This window comes from Geminisphaera colitermitum TAV2 (assembly GCF_000171235.2).
In the GTDB taxonomy this organism is placed as follows: Bacteria; Verrucomicrobiota; Verrucomicrobiia; order Opitutales; family Opitutaceae; genus Geminisphaera; species Geminisphaera colitermitum.
The window spans coordinates 84,996-99,431 of sequence record NZ_ABEA03000195.1 but is presented as its reverse complement, the minus strand read 5'-3'; the positions used below and the strand labels follow the sequence as shown (position 1 = coordinate 99,431).

The following is a 14,436-nucleotide window of genomic DNA, read 5'->3' as shown; positions in this document are numbered from 1 at the left end:
GTCAACGGAAGAACGCACCGATGCCATGTAGCACGGCGCAGGCGGCAAGCGCGGCGGCCACATCGTCGATCACCACGCCCCAGCCGGCGGGGAGTTTTTGCAGCCGTGCGATACCGAAGGGCTTTGCGATGTCAAAAATCCTGAACAGCACAAAACCACCCAGAAAGATCGCCCACGGAGCCTGGTTGACCCAGAGCGCGGGCAGCGAGTGCCAGCCGATATAGCACAAGGGCATGGCCATGAACTCATCCAGCACCACGCATCCCGGGTCACGTTGTCCCAGTCGCAACTCCGCCTCGCCGCAAATGCCCACCGCCACGTAAAGTCCGATCAGGGCGGTAAGGGCGAACCACATCGGATTCATGTCATAAAACACCACCACGCTGTAAATCATGCCGGCCAACGATCCCCAGGTGCCCGGCGCGCGGCGCGCGTTGCCCACAGGGCCGATTTTTGCCAGGGCCATGACGATACGCGTCGGCAGAAAACGCGGCCACAAAGGGTGTCCGGGATCCACGGTATTGGGGCTCATCATGACGACGACTTCACGGGTTCGTCGGCGATCAGCGCCCAGTTGTTGCGGAAATAACGATAGCCGGACCACACCGTGAGAATCGTGCCGATGACGAAGCCCGCCATGCCTACCTTGTGGACCCAGGCGGCAAATTCGGTCAGATCCCAGTGTCCCAGTCGGGCGATGTCGATGCTGATGACCGGTGCCGCCAGCAGGAAGCCGATGGCAATAAGCTGGGTGACGGTTTTGGCCTTCCCCCCCCGGTCCGCCGCCACCACCACGCCTTTGGAGGAGGCCAGCATGCGCATGCCCGACACCATGAACTCGCGGCACAGCGTGATCAGCGCCAGCACGATCCAGATTGGATTATGGTAAATGGCGACGAAGGCGACCATCAGGCCGATGACGAAAATCTTGTCCGTCAACGCATCCATGAATTTGCCAAAATTGGACACGATACCCTGTTTTCGCGCGATGTGACCATCCAGCCAGTCGCTGATTCCCGCTCCAAGAAACAGCACAAACGCCAGCGTCGCGGCTCCATGCCAGGACTGGTACATGAGAGCCACCACAATGAACGTCAGCGGCACGCGCGAGAGCGTAAGCAAATTTGGAAGATTGAGCACGATGGAAAAAGAGGCGCCGAGGCGCGACGAAACGGAAAGTTAGGAAACTGAGTATCCGTCAAAAACCTTTGCAAGAGCGGAAGTGGCATTTTCCCGTAAGTGGCAAAGGGCGAAAAACCAGCTCCCCGCCGCCTAAAATGAGTTTCCCACTTTACTCCCGGAGTCTCCGGTTTACGGTGCGCGCATGACTCTTTTTTCCTCCCTGCCACTCGGGGTTCTTGGTTTGGGTGCGCCCGAACTGGTCGTAATCATGCTGATTGTCCTGCTGCTATTTGGCGGCGCCAAACTGCCAAAACTAGCCCGGGGACTTGGGCAATCGATCAAGGAATTCAAGAAGGCGCAGGAGTCCGATGACGAAAAAGATGAGGACGACGAACAGACAAAATCCTCCTCAACAAAAACGGTGTCCTCGGAATCCGGGTCGCAAAAGCTGGCCGCCAAAACCACCCAGAAATCACCGTCCGACAACTGACGGACTTCACGAAGTAGTTGATGGTGACAAGGCGCCGGTCCTCCTCTGCAAAGAGGGGACCGGCTTTTTTTGCGCCCTGATTTTTCCTTCATATCACCCTATCGTAACAATTCCGCCACGAGATCGTAACATTGGCGGGCCAGAATGTGTGCAAGCCAGCCGCGGCAGGACCGGGGCTGGCGGTAAACCACAACCAATAACGCATCCACGCACACAACAATGGATACCACCCTCATCAAACGGATTGCGCTTCTCGCAAGCGTCTCCCTCGCCGCCGTCATCACGGTTGCCGTCACACCGGCCAGCGCGCAAGACAGTGGCGCGCTGCTCGACGCCCTTGTTCGCAAAGGCATTCTCACCGACCAGGAGGCCGAAGAAATCCGCGTGGACCTCACCAAAGAGGCCCACACCGCGATGCTCTCCACCGTCTCCGGAGGCAAGTCCACCACGGCGCTCGCCATTAGCGGACGCGTGCAAGTCCAATACGCCGCGCTGGACAACAGCGACTCCGGCAAAAACGCCAACGACGGCTTCGCCCTCCGCCGCATCTATCTCGGTGCCAGCGCCAAACTCGGCCCGAACTGGTCCGCCGCGGTCAACTACGACTTCGCCGGCGACGGCGGCTTCGACAAAGCCTTCATCACTTGGAGCGGCGATTTCATCGACCAGAACCTCGACCTCACCTTCGGCCTTCGCAAAGTCGCCCTCGGTTACGAAGAGTTCACCTCCTCCGGCAGCCTCAAGGCCATCGAACGCTCCGCCGTTACGCGTTATTTCGTTGAAGAAAACAACGGACGCCGCCTCGGTGCCGCCAGCTATCGCCTCGGTGCCTTCTCCGATTTCAATCCTGACGCCGCCGCAGGCAAAAGCACCGGCATCTTCTACGGCGCAGCCATCACCAACGCCGAGCGCGTGGACACCGGCGGCAACTCCGGCAACGACATCATCGACGACAGCGACTACACCGATGCCTCGCCCGCCTTCTGGATCAACGGCGGTTACAGCGGTAAATTCTCCGGCGGCAGCTACACTGTCGGCGCCGCTCTCGGCTACCTGCCCGACCAAGGCGGCTTTGCCTCCGCCGCTCCCTTCGGACGCGGCACCGGTGGCGATCTCGCCCTCGGCTCACTCTACGGCACGACCAACATCGGACGCTTCACCCTCGCCGGTGAAATCCTCGCCGCCAAAGTCGAGAACGGTGCGCGCAATGGCGACGACGCCTCGCCGTGGGGATTCTGGATACAGCCCTCCTACATGCTCACTGACAAACTCGAACTCGTCCTCCGTTACAGCCATGTCGATACCGACGGACGCGGCATCACCGCCTCAGACGGCATCAAATACGGCCCCGCCACCGGACGCCGCGACAAGATGGAGGAATACTACGCCGGTCTGAACTACTACTTCCAAGGCAACGACGTGAAACTCCAGTTCGGTTACGTCGGCGGCAAGACCAGCGGCGACTTCGCCGGCGCCAGCGGCCAGGACGAAACCATCAACGGCATCCGCACCCAGCTCCAGGTCAACTTCTGAAGCCGTGTAACATAAAAACAACTACGACTGGAAAACAAATAAACCAATTATGAAAACATCACGCACACTCCTCAGCGCCGCTCTCGCCGCGCTCGCTCTCGCCTCCGGCGTGGCGACCGCCTCCGCGCAAAAGCTCGTCATCAAAGGCTCCGACACACTCGGCGCCAAGCTCGTGCCCATGCTCGCCGAGGAATACAAGGCCAGCCACCCCGGCGTCTCCTTCGAGATCGCCGCCGAAGGCTCCACCACCGGCATTGCCGCCATCATCGACGGCACCGCCCAGATCGGCATGTCCTCCCGCCGCGCCAAGGCCACCGAAGTCACTGGAGCCAGCGCCAAGGGCGTCACACTCAAGCCCATCATCGTCGCCTACGACGGCATCGCCGTCATTGTGAACGAAAAGAGCCCCGTCAGCGCCCTCAACAAGCGTCAGGTCGAGCAAATCTTCACTGGCGACGTCACCGACTGGTCCGCCGTCGGCGGCACGCCCGGCAAGATCTCAATCTACACGCGCAACACCTCCTCCGGCACCTATTCCGACTGGAAGGAACTCGCCATGAAGAAACGCGACTATGCTCCCTCTTCGCAAAAGATGGCCGGCAACGAGCAGATCGTCGCCGAAGTCGCCCGCAACGCCAACGGCATCGGCTATGTCGGCCTCGCCTACATCAAGGCTCCCGGCATCAAGGTCGTCTCCATCGAAGGCCACACGCCCAACAAGGAAGAGGTTCTCACCAAGAAGTATCCCTATGCCCGCCCCACGTTCTACTACACGAACGGGGAGCCTGCGGGTGAAGCGGCGAAGTTCGTCGAGTTCACCCTCGGCGAGCAAGGTCAGAAGATCGCCGAGAAGATCGGGTTCGTACCGGTGAAGTAACTACAACCAGGAACGTCCGCGCCACCACACGGTAGGGAGGCCTCTCCGAGGCCTCCGTCACCCAGTCCCGAATACCAGCGTAATTCGAAACAACCAATCGCACCCGACGGAGGACTCGGAGAGTCCTCCCTACCGTATCCAATCCGCCGCATGTCCCCTCCCCCCCCCCCCCCCGTTGCCGTCCCGCGAGCCTTTGACATTTGCAAACCGCGCACGCGCCTTTTCGGTCTTACGCTCGACGAGTGCATCCAGGGCTTTTTTGGAGGCAACGCGATCATGGCCGTGGTCGTGCTCGCGCTCATCACCCTGTTTCTCTTTCGTGAAGGCGCGGAGTTTTTCACCCAAAACCGGGACAACCTGCGCATCTATCGTCAGGCCGGTCTCGAATACGTGGACGAAATGCGCGCCGTGGAGCACGCGCACACCGCCCTCACTCGCTACCTCAACGACGTGCGCATGCAGGCCGTCCGCGAATTGAGCACGCCCACCTCCACGCGAACCGCGCTTTCGCTTGCCGACATCAACACCCGCCTCGCGCCCTTTGACGATTTTGCCAGCCGGTTTTCCGACACCATCGACCCCGTCCGCAGCGTCACCTCCGACCTCGTCGATGTGGCCACCGCCACCAAAACCCGTTACCTCACCAACGCCGACCGCATCACCGAACGGGAGCAACTCATCGCCGCCGGACGGCATGACGAAGCCGCCGCCATCAAAATCGAGACGATCGACTTCGCCGCCGAGTCCGCTCACCTCACCGCCGCGCTTCCCGCCTTCAAAGACGCCACGGCGGAACTTGCCACCCGGCTCCGCGAAGTCGTCGCCAGCCCGCCCTCGATGTCCTCGCCCGCCCTCGACCAGCGTATCCAGCGTCTTGCTACACTCACCAGCCAATATCTCGACGGCATTCCCGCCATCCTGCAAAACCTCGAAGCCTGGAACGTCGCCGCGCCCATCCCGGCGTGGAAATCCATCGTGACCTTCATCACCGGCCGGCAATGGCTGACGGCCAGTTTCTGGCAGGATTGGTATGGCATCCTGCCTCTCTTCACCGGTTCCCTGCTCGTCTCCGCCATCGCTCTCGTCCTTGCGGTGCCCTTTGGCGTGGGGGCGGCAATTTACATCAACCAAATCGCCACCCTTCGCGAACAACGCATCGTCAAGCCCGCCATCGAATTCATCTCCGCCATCCCTTCCGTTGTGCTCGGCTTTTTCGGCATCGCCGTCCTCGGGCAACTCCTGCGCACCCTCTCCGGCGTCACCTGGCTCGACTGGGTGCCCGGCTTCCCCTTTTCCGAGCGGCTCAACGCCCTCACAGCCGGATGTCTCCTCGGACTCATTGCCGTGCCCACGATCTTCACGCTCGCCGAAGACGCGCTCAACAACGTGCCCCGCGCCTTCAAGGAAGCTTCCTTCGCGCTCGGCGCCACGCGACTGCAAACCATCCTCCGCATCATCGTGCCCGCCTCGCTTTCCGGCATCATCTCGGCCACGCTCCTTGGCTTTGGCCGCGTTATCGGCGAGACGATGGTCGTGCTCCTTTGCGCCGGCAACCGCATCGCCATCCCCGACTTCACCTCCGGACTCGGCGTAGTCACGCAGCCGGTACACACCATGACCGGCATCATCGCGCAGGAAATGGGTGAAGTCGTTCGCGGCAGCATCCACTACCGGGCGCTCTTCGTGGTCGGGATAGTTCTCTTCTTCCTCGCGCTCCTCATCAATTTCCTCGCGCAAAAAATCGTCCGCAAATACCGCATCAGCATCGGCTGATCCTCGTCAAATGACACCTGCGCCCAATCCCTTCTCCTCCAAACCCGGTCCCCTGCGCACCGTCGAGCGCGGACTCTTCTGGGTCTTCCGCTGCGCCACCTACGCCGTGCTTCTTTGCGGCCTGCTCATCTTTGGTGACATCCTCGTCAAGGGAACCGGCACCCTCACGAGCGCGTTCAAGACCACCGACACATTTCCCTACTTCACCAACACGTTCCTCATGGAAGCGCCCGAGACGCTTCACGTCTTCGAACTCAATGGCGAGAAACACGAAATGGGCGACCGCGAGTTTCGTGAATTCACCACCTCCCGCGCCGCCACCGACCCGTCCTCCCCCCCCCTCACGACCGAGACCTACGTTTATTCCGCCGGCGGCATCTGGCCCTGCATTGTCGGCACCCTGTTGCTCACGGTCGGCTCCATGACCATCGCCCTCATCCTTGGCGTGTGCAGCGCGATTTACCTCAGCGAATATGCGCGGGATGGACGTTTCGTGCGTTTCATCCGCCTCGCCATCCTCAACCTCGCCGGCGTTCCCTCCATCGTATTCGGCCTCTTTGGTTTCGGCCTCTTCGTCATCTTCTTCGGCTGGAACGTCTCGCTTCTCGCCGGCTGGTTCACGCTCGCCTTCATGGTGCTGCCCGTCGTCATCACCGCCTCCGAGGAGGCGCTCAAGGCCGTGCCGCGCGGCTTCCGCGAAGGTGCCCTCGCGCTCGGCGCCACCAAGTGGCAGGCCATCCGCACCAATGTATTGCCCTACGCACTACCCGGAATCCTCACCTCGTCCATCCTTGGCATCGCCCGCGTCGCCGGGGAAACCGCGCCGATCATGTTCACCGCCGCCTATGTCGTCCGCGACAAGCTGCCGTGGGATGTTGAGAAAATCGGCGACTTCTTCTATCAAGGCGTCATGGCACTGCCCTACCACATTTACGTCGTCTCCTCCAAAATCCCGCAGAACGACCACACCCAGCGCGTCCAGTACGGCACCGCTCTTGTGTTCCTGCTTCTCGTCGCCCTGATCGCCACCACCTCGATCGTTCTTCGCAACAAGCTCCGCCGCCGCTACCAATGGTAAACACCGCACCCGCCGCCGGTCTTTCGACCGCGGCATCCAAATTTTCAGCACTCATGGAACCCTCCTCCGCCACCACCACGCCGCCCGCGGTTGCCACCGGCAGTCGCCCGGCCATCCAGCCGCCAAAACCGCGCATCACGACCCCCGCCGAGACGTTGATCGACGTCGAACACCTGGATTTTTACTACGACGCCAAACAAGCCCTCTTCGACATCAACCTGCGCGTGGAGGAGAAGCGCGTCACCGCTCTCATCGGTCCCTCCGGATGCGGCAAATCCACGCTCCTGCGCTGCCTCAACCGCATGAACGACCTCATCGCCGGCACCCGCATCGGCGCCGGCTCCATAAAAATCCGCGGCCACGACATCCACGGCCCCGATGTCGATCCCATCGAACTGCGCAAGCGCGTCGGCATGGTTTTTCAGAAATCGAACCCATTCCCCAAGTCCATCTACGAAAACATCACTTACGGCCTTCGCATCCAAGGCATGAAACAAAAAGGCAAACTCGATGAAATCGTGGAGCGTTCCCTGCGCGGCGCAGCCCTCTGGGACGAGGTGAAAGACCGCCTTCACGAAAGCGGACTCGGCCTTTCCGGCGGACAACAACAACGCCTCTGCATCGCGCGCGCCATCGCCGTTGAGCCCGACGTCATTCTCATGGATGAACCCTGTTCCGCGCTCGATCCCATCGCCACCGCCAAGGTCGAAGAATTGATCCACCACTTGAAGGATTCCTACACCATCATCATTGTTACGCACTCCATGCAACAGGCGGCCCGTTGCTCCGACAAAACCGCCTTTTTCTACATGGGCCGCCTCATCGAATACGCCGACACCCACACCATCTTCATGAACCCTTCCAACCCCCAGACCGAAGCCTACGTCTCCGGTCGCTTCGGCTGAAAAAAACGAAAATATATTTAACCACTAATGCACACTAGATTTAAGAACTCACGCAGAGACGCGGAGGCGCGGAGAAAACACAGATTGCTAATTATAAATGAATTACAAACATTGTATTTTTCCGTCTCTGCGTTCTCCGCGTCTCTGCGTGAGACAAAATAAACCGAAAAACTTTTTAAATGAAACGCTTCTTCGACACCGAACTCGAGTCCTTCCGCTCGCACCTGTTGCTCATGGGTGAACTCGCCATCCGCCAGGTAAACCAGGCGATAAAAGCGCTGGTTGACGCCGACATCGAACTCGCCCGCAAGGTCATCTCGGCTGACGACGAACTCGATCACCTCGAAATCGAAATCGACAACGAGGCCATCCGCTACATGAACCTGCGCGCTCCCATTGCCAGCGAACTGCGTCTTGTCATTGTCGGCATGAAGGCCTCGCACGATCTCGAACGCGTGGGCGACGAGGCTTCCAACATCGCCAAGCGCGTCAAAAAACTCGCCCTCGAAGCCCCTCTCAAGCCCTACGTGGACATTCCACGCATGGCCGCCCTTGCGACCACGATGCTGCGCGACTCCCTCGATTGTTTCCTCAATACCGGCGACCCGGAGCGCCCCATCGAAATCATCAAACGCGACGAGGAAGTGGACCGCCTCAACAAGCAAGTTTACCGCGAACTGAGCAGTTTCATGATTGAGCGCCCCGACACGATCACGCGCGCCCTTGAGTTGATGTTTATCTCCAAATCCATCGAGCGGATAGCCGATCACGCGACCAACATCGCCGAGGAGATGGTATTCCTCACCCAGGCCCGCGACATCCGCCACGACGTCGAACTCAAGAAAAAGTAAGGTTCCGTTGGCATTAGGGGATTTCGGCGCAGCCGTTCAGAATTGTGTGGATATCCGTGCCAGAGTTCTGCGAATGTCCGCCCCCTATGAACCCTGTTCTGAAGCTGTTACTCGAAGGCGGAAGCCTCACCACTGCGCAAATGGCGCAAGTGGCGGGACTTTCAGTCGTTGAAGTGGAACAGCACCTGGAACAGTTGAAGAAAGATAAAATCTTCCTCGGCTGGCGTCCGGTGCTCGATCTCTCGCGCGAGGCCGCAGCCGCTGCCGCCGTGCGCGCTGTCATCGAGGTCAAGGTTACTCCAGAACGCGGAGGCGGTTTTAACCGTTTCGCGCAGCGCATTGCGAAATTCGACGAAGTCGAATCCTGCTATCTCATGTCCGGCGGTTACGACCTGCTCGTCTTCGTCAAAGGGGGCTCGCTCCAGAAAGTCGCTTCCTTTGTATCCGAAAAACTGAGCACCGTCGAAGGCGTCCTCTCGACCGCCACTCACTTCATGCTCCGTTGTTACAAGGAACAAGGCTTCGTTCTCGACTCTGAGGACGGCACCTCGTTCCGGCTCAACGTCTCACCTTAACCCCCGGTCGTACCCATATAAGGAATACCATGAGCAGCACCGACCCGAAACGCTGGGTGGCGGGGCATGTCGCCTCGTTGCCCAAAAGCGGCATCCGCGATTTCTTTGAACTCGTCGCCAAAATGAAAGGCCAGGACGTGATTTCCCTCGGCGTGGGCGAACCCGATTTCGTCACCCCCTGGCACGTCCGCGAAGCCGCCATCTACGCTCTCGAACGCGGCAAAACCTACTACACCTCCAACCTCGGCATGATCGAGTTGCGCCGCGCCATCTCGACCTACGTCACCGAACACTTCGGCATCGACTACCGTCCCGATGACCAAGTGCTCGTCACCGTTGGCGTCAGTGAAGCCCTCGACCTCGCCTTCCGCGCCTTCTGCAACCCCGGCGACAAGGTGATGTATCACCAACCCTGTTACGTATCCTATCATCCGAGCATTGCCCTCGTTCACGGTCAGGCCATCGGCGTGCCCACCTATGCGAAGGACAACTTTGCGCTCACCGCCGAGGCACTTCGCGCCGCCTGGCAACCCGGCGCAAAAATCCTCATGCTCAACCTCCCGTGCAACCCCACGGGCGGCACCTGCGACCGCGCTCAACTCGAAGCCATCGCCGCCTTTGCCCGCGAAAAAGACCTCCTCGTCCTCAGCGACGAAATCTATTCCGAACTCACCTTCGACGGTATCCACACCAGCATTGCAAGCCTCCCCGGCATGGCGGATCGCACCATCTTCCTGCACGGTTTCTCCAAAGCCTTTGCCATGACCGGCTGGCGCATCGGCTACGCCTGCGGTCCCGCTCCGCTCATCGACGCCATGATGAAGGTCCACCAATACGCCATGATGTGCGCTTCGATCATCGCGCAAGAAGGCGCGCTCGAAGCCTTGCAACGCGGCTGGGACAACGTGTGTCGTATGCGCGACCAATACCACCGCCGCCGCGACCTCGTCGTGCGTCGCTTCAACGAAATCGGCCTCACCTGTCACTCGCCACGCGGCTCCTTTTACGCCTTCCCGCACGTCTCCGGCACCGGCCTCACCGAAAAGGAATTTGCCGTCGGCCTGCTCGAAAAAGAACGCGTCGCCGTCATCCCCGGCACCGCTTTTGGTCAAAACGGCACCGGCCACGTCCGAGCCTGTTTTGCCACCAGCTACGAGCAACTCATCGACGCCTGCGACCGCATTGAACGCTACGTTAACGGCATCAAAAAAACATAACCCGCATTATCCTCACGGTAGGGAGGCCTCTCCGAGGCCTCCGCATCACGCACACGCATACAGTCAGATTTCGCATTCACTCAACCACGCAAAACAACGCACGACGGAGGCCTCGGAGAGGCCTCCCTACCATCAATCTTACACACACCCGTTTTCCCATGAGCCAACCAACACCTAACCACCGCACCATGGCCGCGTATTATGCACGTGGCATCACTGAAGGTTTCATTGAAGCCTCCACCGTCATTGCCTGGGCCGACGAAGTCATCGTCGCCGCCGACAAAACCGAAGACTGGATGATCGAAATCTCCACCTGTGGACCCGAGGACCGTCTCAAAGTCCTCTCTCATCTCAACACCGTCCAAGGCGAACTCGACCAAGCCGCCCTCGACCAACTTCTGGCGGCGAAAAAGTAGCGAGTAGCGGGTAGTGAGTAGCGAGTAGAGAAGTCACCAACACGCTTCGCTCGCTCCCACCTCCCGCCTCCCGCCCTTTTCCTACTGTTCACTGTTCACTGCTCCCTGTTCACTGCTTCCCACAAGGGAGGTCCTAAAAATTGAAGAATTACACAGAGGACACAGAGAAAACACAGAGATATGGGAGGACAAAACGACTCCGCACCTTTTCCCGTTAACAAATTTTTGTTATTTAGAATAAATGACATACAAAAACATCCCTTTGCAGAAAAAACATCTGTCAATCGGACAGACCTCCTCAAACTCTGTGCCTTCTCTGTGTCCTCTGTGTAATTCTTAGGAGCTCCCACAAATCTACTCGCTACCCGCTACTCACTACTCGCTACTCTCCCCACACTATGTCTCGCACCGTTGCCATCGTCGGACGACCCAATGTCGGCAAAAGCCGCCTCTTCAATCGGCTTGCCCGACGCCGCATCTCCATTGTGCACGACCAACCCGGTGTGACGCGCGACGTCATATCGACGCAAATTGCCAGCGGAGCCTACACCCTCCTCGACACCGGCGGACTCGGACTCAAAGGCGGCGAAACCACTGCCGAACTCACTGCCGCCTCCGAGCGCCAAGTGGACTTCGCCATCGACACCTCCGACCTCATTCTCTTCGTCGTGGACGGACTCGACGGCATCACCGCGCTCGACTCCCGCATCGCGCAAAAACTCCGCAAGTCGAAAAAAGAAGTCCTCCTCGTCGTCAACAAAGCCGACTTCAACGACGACAAAGTTGACCTCGCCGAAGCCTACCGCCTCGGCCTCGGCGACCCCGTCCGCATCTCTGCCGAACACGGCAACGGCGAACCCGAACTCCGTACCGCCATTCTCGACCGCCTCGGCCCCCCCCCCCCCGCCGACGACGCAAACACCACGACCATCACCTACGACGAGGACGGCAACCCGGTCACCAAATTCGAAAATGCCAAAACCTCCGCCGATCCCCTCTGTGTCTGCTTCATCGGACGCCCCAACGTCGGCAAATCCTCCCTCGGCAACCGCCTCCTCCAAAGCGACCGCCTCATCGTCAGTAATGTCCCCGGCACTACACGCGACGCCGTCGAACTCCCTTTCACCTTTCGCGGACGCGACCACAAAGAACACCCCTTCCTCCTCATCGACACCGCCGGCATCAAAGCCGCGACCAAACTCGCCTCGCCCGTCGAATACTTTTCCCGCCTCCGCTCGCTCGATGCCATCCAGCGCGCCGACGTTGTGTTCCTCGTTCTCGACGCCCTCGACGGCGTCACCCAGCAGGACAAAGCCATCGCCGGTGAAGCCGTCAAAGAGCGCAAACCCATCATCGTTGTCGTCAACAAATGGGACCTCGTTCACGAATCCTTTGCGAAATTTGGCGGACTCCCCGGCTACAAAAACGAACGCGACTACCGCGAGAAATACGAAAAAGCCCTCTTCGACTGTCTCTTCTTCACGCCCGGCTCGCCGGTGATTTTTGTCTCCGCGCTCGGCAACCTGGAAGTGGACCGGATGCTCAACGCCGCCGTGAAAATCCACCGCGTTCTCGACCGCAAACTCCCCACGGCGAAACTCAACCAGATCATCCAGCATCTCTGCGAACGCACCCCCCCCCCCTCCATCGCTGGACGCCGTTTCCGTGCCTACTACTGCACGCAAACCGGCACGCGTCCTTTCCGCATCAAACTGTTTTGCAACCGCGAAGAAAAACTCCCCGAAACCTACCGCCGTTACCTTGAGGCGGGCATTGTCGAGGCCTTTGATTTGGGTGGTTGCCCCGTGTATTTCGAACTCGTTGGCAAACCCAAGCACGAACCCGGCACGCCTTATCGAGGCAAGGCAGCGAGCGGCGAAGCCGTCACTCCCAAGTGGAAAGCTCAGGAAGACGCCGATGCAGGAGCCGATGAAGCATTCGACAACGATTTCGCAGACGGCGAAACCGAAGAATGGTGATCAGTCGTGGCGCAATATCTCACGCGGAGACGCGGAGGCGCGGAGTTTTGTTATTTTCTCCTCCGCGTTCTCCGCGACTCCGCGTGAGATATTCTTGATCGTAAAATGGCATCAGATGACACCGCGGCGTGCTTCCAATTCGGCACGGATTTCTATCATGCGCTCGCGGGTGAGCTTGTAACGGCTGACGGCGAAAAGGCTCAGCGCGATGAATCCCACTGGAATCCAGATGTAAAAATCGCGCAGGCTTTCAGCGACTCCCGCAGGTTGCGCGCTCCCGTAAACGGCCTTGTAGCCTGTCCAGACGAGCACGACTCCGCTCAGCCCAGTGGTCGCTGCCGTGGAGGCTTTGAACACCCAGGAGAAAACCGCTGAAAAACTGCCTTCGCGTCGCTTGCCCGTGGCGAGTTCGTCGTAGTCCACGATGTCCGCCTGCATGGATGGCGCCACCAGCCAGAGACCCGTTGCAAGCGGGCCGATGAGCAGCCCGGAAAACACCTGCATCCAAGGATGGGCGGGCGTGTAAAAAATATAGATCGACAGATATCCGGTAATGGCGACCCCACCCGTCAAGTAGAGCAGGAAGCGTTTGCCGTAGCGCGAGGAGAGCCAGGTGCAAAAAGGAATCGCCAAAATGCCGGGCAAAAACACAGCGGTGGATTTGAGCCCCTGCATCTTTGCCGCCAGTGCAAGATCGCCACGACACACGTAGTAGGCGTTGACGTAAAATCCGAGCGCGGCGACGAGTCCTACGCCCAGATTTTTGGAGATGACGATGACCAGCAGCCACAGGAAAGGAGGTGTGCGAAAAGTCTGTTTCAAACCTGCGATCAAGGGTTGGCGGGGTTGTTTGCTGGTCTCTTTTGCGTAGTAGCGTTCCTTGACGAAAAGGCCGGGCAACATGCCGAAGATGATCGTGAAGATGCCAAGGCCGATGCTGATCCAACGCATACCATTGACGAGATCGGGCGAACCGTCCGCGTGCGTGCTGAAAAAGGGAAGCGTGGCCAGAGCGAGAATCCAGCCGCTGGTGAGCAACATGAATTTTTGCGAGATGGCGCGCCACGAGGTGATATTGGTGCGCTCATCGTAGTCGGGAGTCATCTCCAACTGGAGACTATAGTAGGGCATGGCCCATAGGGTATAGAGGGAGTAAAAAACGATGCCGCCGAGACCAAGCCACGTTGCCATCTGCCACTGGCTCAGACCATGAGGCATCCACCAGATGAAGGGCATGAAGAGTCCGGTGAGAAGCGCCCCGATAACGATGTAGGGACGACGGCGTCCCCAGCGTGTGCGGGTGTTGTCGGAAATGTTGCCCATGATCGGGTCGGTAAAGGCGTCCCATATGCGCCAGATCATGAGTATCATGCCGATGAATACAGGATCGAGACCAAGGCCGATGTTGAAGACGGGCGTGAGATTGGCCTTGGGAATCCAGACGGCGGTGCCTTCGAGTTGTCCGCCGAGTCCATAGGCGATTTTTTGACCGATCGGCACGCGGTCGGCTTCGGGAACTTTGGATTTGAATGGGTTTTTCATAGGAAAAATGAGCGCGCAGGGGGGGGGGGGGGGGGAGAGCAGTGAACAGGGAGCAGTGAACAGGGAGCAGTAGGAAAG

General features: G+C 59.3%; 14 protein-coding genes. 11 read left to right on the top strand and 3 right to left on the bottom strand.

The features are described from left to right. Position 1 precedes the first annotated feature (1 nt). Entirely contained in the window at positions 2–532 is a 531-nt protein-coding gene (locus OBACDRAFT_RS22825; RefSeq protein ID WP_052362401.1) for a phosphatidylglycerophosphatase A family protein, read from the bottom strand. Continuing rightward, positions 532–1,140, bottom strand: coding sequence for a CDP-diacylglycerol--glycerol-3-phosphate 3-phosphatidyltransferase (gene pgsA, locus OBACDRAFT_RS22820; protein ID WP_043589255.1), 609 nt, complete (start codon positions 1,138–1,140; stop codon positions 532–534). Before pgsA ends, OBACDRAFT_RS22825 begins: the two co-directional genes overlap by 1 nt. Positions 1,141–1,324: 184 nt before the next feature. Here pgsA and tatA point away from each other — a divergent pair, with 184 nt between their 5' ends. The 11 genes from tatA to der all read left to right on the top strand — a co-directional run bounded on the left by tatA (position 1,325) and on the right by der (position 12,816). After that, positions 1,325–1,612, top strand: a complete 288-nt coding sequence (tatA, locus tag OBACDRAFT_RS22815) for a twin-arginine translocase TatA/TatE family subunit (RefSeq protein WP_043589254.1) — start codon at positions 1,325–1,327, stop codon at positions 1,610–1,612. A gap of 219 nt (positions 1,613–1,831) precedes the next feature. Then, positions 1,832–3,145, top strand: a complete 1,314-nt coding sequence (locus OBACDRAFT_RS22810) for a porin (RefSeq protein ID WP_043589253.1) — start codon at positions 1,832–1,834, stop codon at positions 3,143–3,145. 49 nt (positions 3,146–3,194) lie between these two features. Beyond that, complete coding sequence (locus OBACDRAFT_RS22805; protein WP_043589252.1) at positions 3,195–4,022, top strand: phosphate ABC transporter substrate-binding protein; 828 nt, start codon at positions 3,195–3,197, stop codon at positions 4,020–4,022. 150 nt (positions 4,023–4,172) lie between these two features. Further along, a complete protein-coding gene (pstC, locus tag OBACDRAFT_RS22800; RefSeq protein WP_043589250.1) occupies positions 4,173–5,795 on the top strand; it encodes a phosphate ABC transporter permease subunit PstC in 1,623 nt (540 codons plus the stop codon). 10 nt (positions 5,796–5,805) lie between these two features. Further along, the gene (gene pstA / locus OBACDRAFT_RS22795) at positions 5,806–6,873 is read left to right on the top strand and encodes a phosphate ABC transporter permease PstA (RefSeq protein ID WP_043589249.1); all 1,068 of its coding nucleotides are present in this window, start codon (positions 5,806–5,808) and stop codon (positions 6,871–6,873) included. Between the two features lie 53 nt (positions 6,874–6,926). Beyond that, positions 6,927–7,778, top strand: a complete 852-nt coding sequence (pstB, locus tag OBACDRAFT_RS22790; protein ID WP_043589282.1) for a phosphate ABC transporter ATP-binding protein PstB — start codon at positions 6,927–6,929, stop codon at positions 7,776–7,778. 179 nt (positions 7,779–7,957) lie between these two features. After that, positions 7,958–8,629 carry a phosphate signaling complex protein PhoU gene (phoU, locus tag OBACDRAFT_RS22785; RefSeq protein WP_043589248.1) on the top strand — a complete coding sequence of 224 codons (672 nt, stop codon included), beginning with the start codon at positions 7,958–7,960 and terminating at the stop codon, positions 8,627–8,629. Between the two features lie 86 nt (positions 8,630–8,715). After that, positions 8,716–9,204, top strand: a complete 489-nt coding sequence (locus tag OBACDRAFT_RS22780; protein WP_043589246.1) for an Lrp/AsnC family transcriptional regulator — start codon at positions 8,716–8,718, stop codon at positions 9,202–9,204. Positions 9,205–9,233: 29 nt separating this feature from the next. After that, a complete protein-coding gene (locus tag OBACDRAFT_RS22775; RefSeq protein WP_043589244.1) occupies positions 9,234–10,421 on the top strand; it encodes a pyridoxal phosphate-dependent aminotransferase in 1,188 nt (395 codons plus the stop codon). Between the two features lie 158 nt (positions 10,422–10,579). Beyond that, the gene (locus OBACDRAFT_RS22770; protein WP_043589242.1) at positions 10,580–10,837 is read left to right on the top strand and encodes a hypothetical protein; all 258 of its coding nucleotides are present in this window, start codon (positions 10,580–10,582) and stop codon (positions 10,835–10,837) included. Positions 10,838–11,235: 398 nt separating this feature from the next. Continuing rightward, positions 11,236–12,816, top strand: coding sequence for a ribosome biogenesis GTPase Der (gene der / locus OBACDRAFT_RS22765; RefSeq protein ID WP_043589240.1), 1,581 nt, complete (start codon positions 11,236–11,238; stop codon positions 12,814–12,816). Positions 12,817–12,927: 111 nt separating this feature from the next. Here der and OBACDRAFT_RS22760 read toward each other — a convergent pair whose 3' ends face one another. Then, entirely contained in the window at positions 12,928–14,358 is a 1,431-nt protein-coding gene (locus tag OBACDRAFT_RS22760; protein ID WP_043589239.1) for an MFS transporter, read from the bottom strand. Positions 14,359–14,436 lie beyond the last annotated feature (78 nt).

Coding starts and splice junctions, on each gene's coding strand:
- OBACDRAFT_RS22825 (WP_052362401.1), bottom strand. CDS start 532: ATGAGCCCCAATACCGTGGATCCCGGACACCCTTTGTGGCCGCGTTTT.
- tatA (WP_043589254.1), top strand. CDS start 1,325: ATGACTCTTTTTTCCTCCCTGCCACTCGGGGTTCTTGGTTTGGGTGCG.
- OBACDRAFT_RS22810 (WP_043589253.1), top strand. CDS start 1,832: ATGGATACCACCCTCATCAAACGGATTGCGCTTCTCGCAAGCGTCTCC.
- OBACDRAFT_RS22805 (WP_043589252.1), top strand. CDS start 3,195: ATGAAAACATCACGCACACTCCTCAGCGCCGCTCTCGCCGCGCTCGCT.
- pstC (WP_043589250.1), top strand. CDS start 4,173: ATGTCCCCTCCCCCCCCCCCCCCCGTTGCCGTCCCGCGAGCCTTTGAC.
- pstA (WP_043589249.1), top strand. CDS start 5,806: ATGACACCTGCGCCCAATCCCTTCTCCTCCAAACCCGGTCCCCTGCGC.
- pstB (WP_043589282.1), top strand. CDS start 6,927: ATGGAACCCTCCTCCGCCACCACCACGCCGCCCGCGGTTGCCACCGGC.
- phoU (WP_043589248.1), top strand. CDS start 7,958: ATGAAACGCTTCTTCGACACCGAACTCGAGTCCTTCCGCTCGCACCTG.
- OBACDRAFT_RS22780 (WP_043589246.1), top strand. CDS start 8,716: ATGAACCCTGTTCTGAAGCTGTTACTCGAAGGCGGAAGCCTCACCACT.
- OBACDRAFT_RS22775 (WP_043589244.1), top strand. CDS start 9,234: ATGAGCAGCACCGACCCGAAACGCTGGGTGGCGGGGCATGTCGCCTCG.
- OBACDRAFT_RS22770 (WP_043589242.1), top strand. CDS start 10,580: ATGAGCCAACCAACACCTAACCACCGCACCATGGCCGCGTATTATGCA.
- der (WP_043589240.1), top strand. CDS start 11,236: ATGTCTCGCACCGTTGCCATCGTCGGACGACCCAATGTCGGCAAAAGC.
- OBACDRAFT_RS22760 (WP_043589239.1), bottom strand. CDS start 14,358: ATGAAAAACCCATTCAAATCCAAAGTTCCCGAAGCCGACCGCGTGCCG.